Source organism: Micromonospora sp. NPDC052213, from assembly GCF_040679695.1.
Taxonomy (GTDB): domain Bacteria; phylum Actinomycetota; class Actinomycetes; order Mycobacteriales; family Micromonosporaceae; genus Micromonospora.
This window is the reverse complement of record NZ_JBFAVI010000235.1, coordinates 1-8,451: the sequence shown is the minus strand read 5'-3', so window position 1 is coordinate 8,451 and position 8,451 is coordinate 1. Positions and strand designations below refer to the sequence as shown.

Genomic DNA, 8,451 nt, shown 5'->3' with positions numbered 1-8,451 from the left:
GTGGTGGCGGCCGGCCTGGCGCTGACCGCCGCGGCGGCCCGGAACGCGCCCACCATCTCCGACGCCTTCCCCGACCTCGCCGTCAGCCAGGGGTACGGCCGCAACGTGGTCAACGTGACCCTCGTCGACATCCGGGCCTGGGACACGATGGGGGAGCTGGCGGTGCTGGTGGTGGCCGCGACCGGCGTGGCCAGCCTGATCTTCCAGCGGTCCCGGACGGGGCCGCGTCCCCGCCGCCCCGAGCCGTCCGGGCCGGCGCGCCGGCCGGGCCGCCCGGTCTGGCTGCGCGGCGGCGCGACCCTGCACGAGCGGCAGCGTTCCATCGTGCTGGAGGTGGTCACCCGGCTGATCTTCCACACCGTGGTGGTCTTCTCCCTGTTCCTGCTCTTCTCCGGCCACAACGCCCCGGGCGGCGGGTTCGCCGGCGGCCTGGTGGCGAGCCTGGCGCTGGTCGTGCGCTACCTGGCCGGCGGCCGCGACGAGCTGGCCGAGGCCGCGCCGGTCGGCGCCGGCACGGTGCTCGGCGCCGGCCTCCTCGTCTCGATCGGCACCGGGGTGATCGCGCTGCTCGCGGGCGGATCGGTGCTCGAGAGCGCCCGGATCGACCTGTGGCTGCCGCTGATCGGCGACTTCTACCTGGTCACGTCCCTCTTCTTCGACGTCGGGGTCTACCTCGTCGTGGTCGGGCTGGTGCTGGACATCCTGCGCAGTCTCGGCGCCGAGGTGGACCGGCACATCGAGGCGGCCAGCGGTTCCGCCGGCGGGCTGCGCGTCGACCGGGGCGGGGAGCGGACGTGAGGCCGGGGGTGGAGGGGCCGACCCTGGTGCTGGTCGTCGCCGTCGGCGTGCTGGTCGGTTGCGGGGTCACCCTGCTGCTGGAGCGCAGCCTGACCCGGATCCTGCTCGGCGTCATCCTGCTCGGCAACGGGGTCAACGCGCTCATCCTGATGGGTGGGCGGGCCGGCGCCGCCCCGGTGGTCGGCGTCGCGCCCGCCGGCCGGCTGAGTGACGCGCTGCCGCAGGCCATGATCCTCACCGCGATCGTGATCACCTTCGGGCTGACCGCGTTCCTGCTGGCCGTGAGCTACCGCAGCTGGTACCTGACCGGCGACGACGAGGTCCCCGACGACATCGAGGACCGGCAGATCAGGCGGGCGGCGGAGCGCAACGAGGTGGCCACCGCCGACCTCGGCGGCGAGGGCCCGGACGCCGACCCCGAGCAGGTCGACCCCGAGCTGCCGCGCCGGCTCCGGCCCGGGGACGGTCCCGGATGACCGGGTACGCGCGAGGGGCCGCCCCGTGAGCGCCCTCGTGCCGCTGCCGGTGGTGGTGCCGCTGCTGGGCGCGGCGCTGACCCTGCTGCTGGCCCGGTGGCCGGGGCTGCAACGGGTGGTCAGCGTGGCCTGCCTCGCCGGCACGCTGGTGGTGGCGGCGCTGCTGCTGGTGCAGGCGTACCGGCACGGGCCGGTGGTGGTGCAGGTCGGCGGATGGCCGGCGCCGGTGGGCATCGTGCTGGTCGCCGACCAGTTGGCCGCGCTGATGCTGGTGGTCTCGTCGGCGGTGACGCTGTGCGTGCTGCTCTACTCCGTCGGGCAGGGCCAGGGGGACTTCGGCGAGACCGTTCCCGTGACCATCTACCACCCCACCTACCTGGTGCTGACCGCCGGCGTGACGAACGCGTTCCTCGCGGGCGACCTGTTCAACCTCTTCGTCGGGTTCGAGATCCTGCTGGCCGCGAGCTTCGTGCTGATCACCCTCGGCGGCACCGAGACGCGGATCCGCACCGGCTCGACGTACGTGGTGGTCAGCATCCTCTCCTCGATGCTGTTCCTCACCGCGGTGGGCCTCGTGTACGCGGCCACCGGCACGCTGAACATGGCCCAGCTCGCCCACCGGCTGGACGCCCTGCCGGACGGCGTACGGCTCAGTCTGCAGCTGATGCTGCTGCTCGCCTTCGGGGTCAAGGCGGCGGTCTTCCCGCTCTCGGCCTGGCTGCCGGACAGCTACCCGACCGCGCCGGCCCCGGTCACGGCGGTCTTCGCCGGCCTGCTCACCAAGGTCGGCGTCTACGCGATCATCCGGACCGAGACGCTGCTCTTCCCCGACGGTCAGGTGGCCGGGCTGCTGATGGTGGTGGCCGGGCTGACCATGGTGGTCGGCATCCTCGGCGCGGTGGCCCAGTCCGACATGAAGCGGCTCTTCTCGTTCACCCTGGTCAGCCACATCGGCTACATGATCTTCGGGGTGGCGCTGAGCACCGTGGCCGGGCTGTCCGGCGCGATCTTCTACGTGGTGCACCACATCACCATCCAGACCACGCTGTTCCTGGTCGCCGGGCTGGTCGAGGAGCGGGCGGGCAGCACCGACCTGCGCCGCCTCGGCGGGCTGGCCCGGGTGGCGCCGCTGCTCGGGACGCTCTTCTTCGTGCCGGCCATGAACCTCGCCGGCGTGCCGCCGTTCTCCGGGTTCCTCGGCAAGCTCGGCCTGCTCCAGGCCGGGGTGGCGGCCGGCGGGCCGCTGCCCGGCGCGCTGGTCGCGGCCGGCGCCGTGACCAGCCTGCTCACCCTCTACGTGGCCTCGCGGGTGTGGAACATCGCCTTCTGGCGCGCCCCCCGGCTGGCCACCGCCGAGCCGGCGGTCCGGCTGCCCCGGCTGATGGTCGGCGCGACGGTCGCGCTGGTCGCGCTGGGTCTGGTGCTGACCGTCGTCGCCGGGCCGCTCTTCGACGTCACCGCCGACGCGGCCGTCGACCTGCGCGAGCGCACCCCCTACATCAGTTCCGTGCTGCCCGGCGGTGCCCCGTGAACCCGGAGTCCGGCGCGCCGCCGCGGGAGCGGGCGGTGCGGTGGCGGGACCAGCTGATCGCCCTCGGCTGGCTGGTGCTGGTCTGGAGCCTGCTCTGGGGCGAGTTCTCCTGGGGCAACCTGGTCGGCGGGGTGCTGGTGGCCGGGGCGGTGCTGTTGTTCTTCCCGCTGCCGCCGGTCACCTTCGGCGGGCGGCTGCGCCCCGGGCCGCTGCTGGTCTTCCTGGTGCGTTTCGTCGGCGAGCTGGTCAGCGCCAGCCTGCACGTCGCCCGGATCGCGGTGCAGCCGGGCTACCGGCCGCGGGGCGCGATCATCGCGGTCCGGCTGCGCGTGCGTACCGACCTGAATCTGGCGCTCACCGCCGAGGCGGTCTCGTTGGTGCCGGGCACGCTGATCATCGAGGTGGACCGGGACGCCGGGGTCCTCTACGTGCACGTGCTCGACGTCCACGGCCCGCAGGACCTGACCGACAGCCGGGAGCGGATCCTCGCCGTCGAGCGGCGGATCGTCCGGGCGGTCGGCTCCGCCGCGGAGCTGCGCCAGGTGGCCACCGATCCCGTCGAGAGGGGGCCTGGACCGTGACCGCGTTCCTCGTCGTCGTCCTCACCGTCCTGTTCTCGGTGACCGCGCTGCTCGCGCTGGCCCGGCTCTACCGGGGGCCGTCCCTGATCGACCGCGTGGTCGCCGCCGACATGCTGCTCGCCACCATGGTCGGCGCCGTCGGCGCCGAGGCGGCGGTGAACCGCCACGCCACCACCCTGCCGGTGCTGGTGGTGCTCTCCCTGCTCGGCTTCGTCGGCTCGGTGTCGCTGGTCCGCTTCGCCGCCCGTGAGAAGGAGGAGGGGTGATGGTCGGCACCGTCGCCGACTGGCTCGGCGCCGGCTGCCTGGTGGCCGGCGCGCTGCTGAGTCTCGCCGCCGGCATCGGGGTGCTGCGCTTCCCGGCCACGCTGGACCGGATGCACGCGGCCACCAAGCCGCAGGTGCTCGGGGTGCTGCTCCTGCTGCTCGGCGTGGCCCTGCGGCTGCGCGCCCCGGCCGACCTGGGCATGTTGGCCCTGGTCGGGATCTTCCAGCTGGCGACCGCTCCGGTGGCCGCGCAGATGATCGGCCGGGCCGCCTACCGCACCGGCCGGGTGGACCCCGACCTCCTCGACGCCGACGAGCTCGCCGACCGCTGACGCGCGCCGTCCGCACCGCCGGGTCCGCGGGCGTCCCAATTCGGGGAATGCGGCGATTCTGAGTCTTGCGTCTTGCCGGGGGGCCGGTCGCGCTGCACGCTTCGCAATGATGGCTATCGATCAATGGCCGTCCCCGGTGACCGCCCACCCGGCGGGAGCCGGACCCCGCCCCCTCCGGAGGACCCATGAGACCTCGTACCCCCCGCTCCGCCTGGCTGGCCGCGGTGGCCGTGGCGGCGGCGGTCGTGACCGCCTCCGCGGCGACCGCCGCGCCCACCGGCGCCGCCGCCCCCGCCGCCCCCGCCGCCCCCGCCGCCCCCGCCGGCGGGCCGGCGGCGCTGGCCGCGCCCGACGTCCCGCTGGCCAACGTGAAGGCACACCTGTCCCAGTTCCAGTCCATCGCCACCGCCAACGGCGGCAACCGGGCGCACGGCCGCCCCGGCTACCTCGCCTCCGTCAACTACGTCAAGGGCCAGCTCGACGCGGCCGGGTTCAGCACCGTGGTGCAGTCGTTCACCTACAACGGCGCCACCGGCTACAACCTGATCGCCGACTGGCCCGGCGGCGACCCGAACCAGGTGGTGATGACCGGGGCGCACCTGGACGGCGTCACCGCGGGCCCGGGCATCAACGACAACGGCTCCGGCTCGGCGGCGATCCTGGAGACCGCCCTCGCGGTGGCCCGCAGCGGATTCACTCCCACGAAGCACCTGCGCTTCGGCTGGTGGGGCGCCGAGGAACTGGGGCTGCGCGGCTCGCAGTACTACGTGAACAACCTGCCGTCGACCGAGCGCACCAAGATCAAGCAGTACCTCAACTTCGACATGGTCGGCTCGCCCAACGCCGGCTACTTCGTCTACGACGGCGACAACTCCGACGGGGTGGGCTCCGGGCCGGGCCCGGCCGGCTCGGCGCAGATCGAGCAGACCATCCAGGCGTACTTCACCTCGATCGGCGTGCCCACCCGGGGCACCGACTTCGACGGCCGCAGCGACTACGGGCCGTTCATCAGCGTCGGCATCCCGGCCGGCGGCACCTTCACCGGGGCGGAAGGGATCAAGTCCAGCACCCACGCCTCGCTCTGGGGCGGCACGGCCGGCCAGGCGTTCGACCCGTGCTACCACCGCTCCTGCGACACCACCGCCAACATCAACGACACCGCGCTGGACCGCAACGCCGACGCGATCGCGTACACGGTGTGGGCGCTGGCCGGGACCGGGGCCCCGCCGGGCAGCACGGTCTGGAGCGACACCTTCGAGACCGCGACCGGTTGGACCGCGAACCCGGCCGGCACCGACACCGCCACCCTCGGCCGGTGGGAGCGCGGCGACCCCGCGGCCACCAGCTCCGGCGTGGCCACTCAGCTCGGCACCACCGTCAGCGGCAGCTACGACCTGGTCACCGGGCCGCTCGCCGGCAGCAGCGCCGGGGCGTACGACCTCGACGGCGGGGTGAGCACCATCCAGTCGCCGGCGATCACGCTGCCGTCGACCGGCACGCTGACCCTCTCGTTCTCCTGGTACCTGGCCCACCTGAACAACGCCAGCAGCGCCGACTACCTGCGCGTACGGGTGGTGGGCAGCGGCACCGTCACGGCGCTGAACGCGACCGGGGCCGCGACCAACCGGGCGGCGGCCTGGCAGAGCGCCGGCGTCGACGTCTCGGCCCTGCGGGGACAGACCGTCCGGATCGTGGTCGACGCGGCCGACGCGAGCGGCGCCAGCCTCGTCGAGGCGGCCGTGGACGACGTGACGATCACCCAGAGCTGAGCCGGCACGGCCCCCTGTCCACGCCGGGTAACCGGACGACAGGGGGCCTTCGACGCACCTTCAGCGGGCGTACAGCCGGCGCGGATAAAATGGCCGCATGATCGACTCCTCTGCCCAGGAGGGCAGCAGTAGCCAGCCGGGTCCTGCCCGGCGTATCCCGACCCCGACGTCCCCGGGAGCCCTGAGCGACCCGTGTTGATCGTCGTTGGTCTCCTCTTCATCATCGTGCTCACCGCCGCCACCGGTTACTTCGTGGCCCAGGAGTTCGGTTACGTCGCCGTCGACCGGGGCAGGCTCAAGCAGCTCGCCGACGACGGCGACAAGGCCGCCGCCCGGGCCCTGGAGGTGACCGGACGGCTGTCGTTCATGCTCTCCGGCGCGCAGCTCGGCATCACCGTCACGGCCCTGCTGGTCGGTTACGTCGCCGAGCCGTTCCTCGGCGCCGGGCTGGCCGAACTCCTCGGGGTGGCCGGCGTCTCCACGGCGGTCAGCCTGCCGCTCTCGGTCGCCCTGGCCCTGGTCATCGCGACCGTGGTGCAGATGGTCCTGGGCGAGCTGGCCCCGAAGAACCTCGCCATCGCCCGGGCCGAACCCCTGGCCAAGGCCCTGAGCCGCTCCACCCTGATGTACCTCAAGGTGGCCGGTCCGCTGATCAAGCTCTTCGACCGCGCCGCGGTGCGGCTGCTCCGCCGCGTCGGCATCGAGCCGATCGAGGAGCTGCCCAGCGGCGCCACCCCGGAGGACCTGGAGCAGATCATCGCCGAGTCCCGCCAGGAGGGGCACCTGACCGCCGAGATGTCCACGCTGCTCGACCGGGGGCTCGACTTCCGCGAGTTGACCGCGGGCGAGGCCATGGTGCCCCGCGTCGACGTGCACACCGTACGCGCGCACGAGCCGGTCAGCCGGGTGGTGGAGCTGCTGGACACCGGCAAGTCCCGCTTCCCTGTGCGCGGCGCGGAGGGCGTCGATGACCTGATCGGCGTCATCGGCATCGCCGACGTGCTCGGGGTGCCCCCCGAGCGGCGCGCGACCACCCCGGTCAGCGCGGTCGCCGGCCCGCCGCTGCTGGTGCCGGAGACGCTGCCGCTGCCGACCGTGCTGGACCGGCTCCGCTCCGGCCACCGGCAGCTCGCCTGCGTGGTCGACGAGTACGGCGGCTTCGCCGGCGTGATCACGCTGGAGGACATCGCCGAGGAGCTGGTCGGCCCGATCCGGGACGAGGACGACCCGCCCGAGCGTGCCCCGGCCCGGCAGGAGGACGGCTCCTGGGTGGTGCCCGCGCGCTGGCGCATCGACGAGGTCGCCGACAGCACCGGCATCGAGCTGCCCGAGGCCCCGGAGTACGACACCCTCTCCGGCCTGGTCATGCGGGAGCTGGGCCGGGTGCCCGAGGTCGGTGACCGGCTGGAGATCAGCCTGCCCGCCGACGGCGAGGACGGCGCGGTCGAGCCGCGCGCCCTGGTCGAGGTGCTGGCCGTCGACCGGCACGTGGCCGACTCGGTCCGGCTGCGGCTCGCCGAGTCCGGGGAGGTGTCCGAGTGAGCCCGGGCATCGCACTGTTCACGTCGGTGATCCTGCTGGCGCTGAACGGCTTCTTCGTGGCCGCCGAGTTCGCCCTGGTGGCCAGCAAGCGCTACCGCCTCGAGCAGGCGGCGGCCGGGGGCGGCCGGGCCGCCCGGGCCGCCCTGGAGGGCGTACGCGAGCTGTCGCTGATGCTCGCCGGCGCGCAGCTCGGCATCACGCTGTGCACCCTGGGGCTCGGTGCGCTCGCCGAGCCGGCGATCGAGCACCTGCTCAGCCCGCTGCTGCACGCGGTCGGGCTGCCGGACGCCGCGAGCCACGCGGTCGCGCTGGTCTTCGCCCTCAGCCTGGTCACCTTCCTGCACCTGGTGGTCGGCGAGATGGCGCCGAAGTCCTGGGCGATCACCGACGCCGAGCGCTCGGCGATGCTGCTGGCGTTGCCGTTCCGCGCCTTCGCGCGGGTCGCCCGGCCGGTGCTGTCGGTGATGAACGCCCTGGCCAACGCGATGCTGCGGCTCGTCAAGGTCAACCCGCAGGACCAGCTCGCCCAGGTGCACGGCCCCGACGAGCTGCGCATCCTGCTGGAGCAGTCCCGCGAGCACGGGCTGCTCGGCGTCGAGCAGCACCAGTTGCTGACCAGCATGCTGGAGTTGCAGGGCACCACGGTGGCCCAGGTGATGGAGCCGTTCCACCAGATGGTGACGGTCCGCCGGGACGAGGACGCCGCCCGGATCGAGCAGGTCAGCCGCGACAGCGGCCGGTCGCGGCTGGCCGTGCTGGACGCGAACGGCGACGTCTGCGGCCTCGTCCACGTCCGGGAGGCGGTGCGGGCCACCACCACGGGCCGCAGGGTCACCGCCGGCGACCTGATGACCAGCGCGTTCACCCTGCCCGCCGCGGCCACGGTGACCGACGCGGTGGCGGCGATGCGGGCCCGGCAGTCCCAGCTCGCGCTCGTGCGCAACGGCGGCGGCCCGACCCGGCCGATCGGGTTCGTCGCGCTGGAGGACCTCCTGGAGGAGGTCATCGGCGAGTTCGACGACGAGACCGACCCGGTGCCGCGCGGCCGACGGATGAGGTGAGACCCGCGGGCCGCCCCCGGTGAGGTGTGGGGGCGGCCCGGGGTTCTACCGCGCCTAGGGGCCTAGGAGTTTTATTCTGATATCCCACCGGCGCC

General features: G+C 73.8%; 9 protein-coding genes. All 9 read left to right on the top strand.

Going from position 1 to position 8,451, the window contains the following annotated elements; genetic code table 11:
• Nucleotides 1-798, top strand: a 798-nt coding sequence (gene mbhE, locus AB0L34_RS31530) for a hydrogen gas-evolving membrane-bound hydrogenase subunit E (RefSeq protein ID WP_363709034.1), incomplete at its 5' end; no start/stop codon positions are given.
• Nucleotides 795-1,274 (top strand): Na(+)/H(+) antiporter subunit C, encoded by a 480-nt coding sequence (locus AB0L34_RS31525; protein WP_363709033.1) that lies wholly within the window; start codon nt 795-797, stop codon nt 1,272-1,274. The genes mbhE and AB0L34_RS31525, both read left to right, overlap by 4 nt.
• A gap of 25 nt (nt 1,275-1,299) precedes the next feature.
• Nucleotides 1,300-2,805 (top strand): Na+/H+ antiporter subunit D, encoded by a 1,506-nt coding sequence (locus tag AB0L34_RS31520; RefSeq protein WP_363709031.1) that lies wholly within the window; start codon nt 1,300-1,302, stop codon nt 2,803-2,805.
• A complete protein-coding gene (locus AB0L34_RS31515; protein ID WP_363709029.1) occupies nt 2,802-3,386 on the top strand; it encodes a Na+/H+ antiporter subunit E in 585 nt (194 codons plus the stop codon). The genes AB0L34_RS31520 and AB0L34_RS31515 overlap by 4 nt, the downstream gene beginning before the upstream one ends.
• Complete coding sequence (locus tag AB0L34_RS31510; RefSeq protein WP_350705071.1) at nt 3,383-3,652, top strand: monovalent cation/H+ antiporter complex subunit F; 270 nt, start codon at nt 3,383-3,385, stop codon at nt 3,650-3,652. The genes AB0L34_RS31515 and AB0L34_RS31510 overlap by 4 nt, the downstream gene beginning before the upstream one ends.
• Nucleotides 3,652-3,984, top strand: coding sequence for a monovalent cation/H(+) antiporter subunit G (gene mnhG / locus AB0L34_RS31505; protein ID WP_357454139.1), 333 nt, complete (start codon nt 3,652-3,654; stop codon nt 3,982-3,984). Before AB0L34_RS31510 ends, mnhG begins: the two co-directional genes overlap by 1 nt.
• 185 nt (nt 3,985-4,169) lie before the next feature.
• Nucleotides 4,170-5,753 (top strand): M20/M25/M40 family metallo-hydrolase, encoded by a 1,584-nt coding sequence (locus tag AB0L34_RS31500; protein WP_363709027.1) that lies wholly within the window; start codon nt 4,170-4,172, stop codon nt 5,751-5,753.
• A 192-nt stretch (nt 5,754-5,945) separates the two neighbouring features.
• Nucleotides 5,946-7,295, top strand: a complete 1,350-nt coding sequence (locus tag AB0L34_RS31495; protein ID WP_363709025.1) for a hemolysin family protein — start codon at nt 5,946-5,948, stop codon at nt 7,293-7,295.
• Nucleotides 7,292-8,356 (top strand): hemolysin family protein, encoded by a 1,065-nt coding sequence (locus AB0L34_RS31490; protein WP_357693771.1) that lies wholly within the window; start codon nt 7,292-7,294, stop codon nt 8,354-8,356. Before AB0L34_RS31495 ends, AB0L34_RS31490 begins: the two co-directional genes overlap by 4 nt.
• Nucleotides 8,357-8,451: the final 95 nt, after the last annotated feature.

What these genes read in the sequence shown, in the direction of transcription:
- mnhG (WP_357454139.1), top strand. Translation starts at nt 3,652, where the DNA reads ATGGTCGGCACCGTCGCCGACTGGCTCGGCGCCGGCTGCCTGGTGGCC.
- AB0L34_RS31500 (WP_363709027.1), top strand. Translation starts at nt 4,170, where the DNA reads ATGAGACCTCGTACCCCCCGCTCCGCCTGGCTGGCCGCGGTGGCCGTG.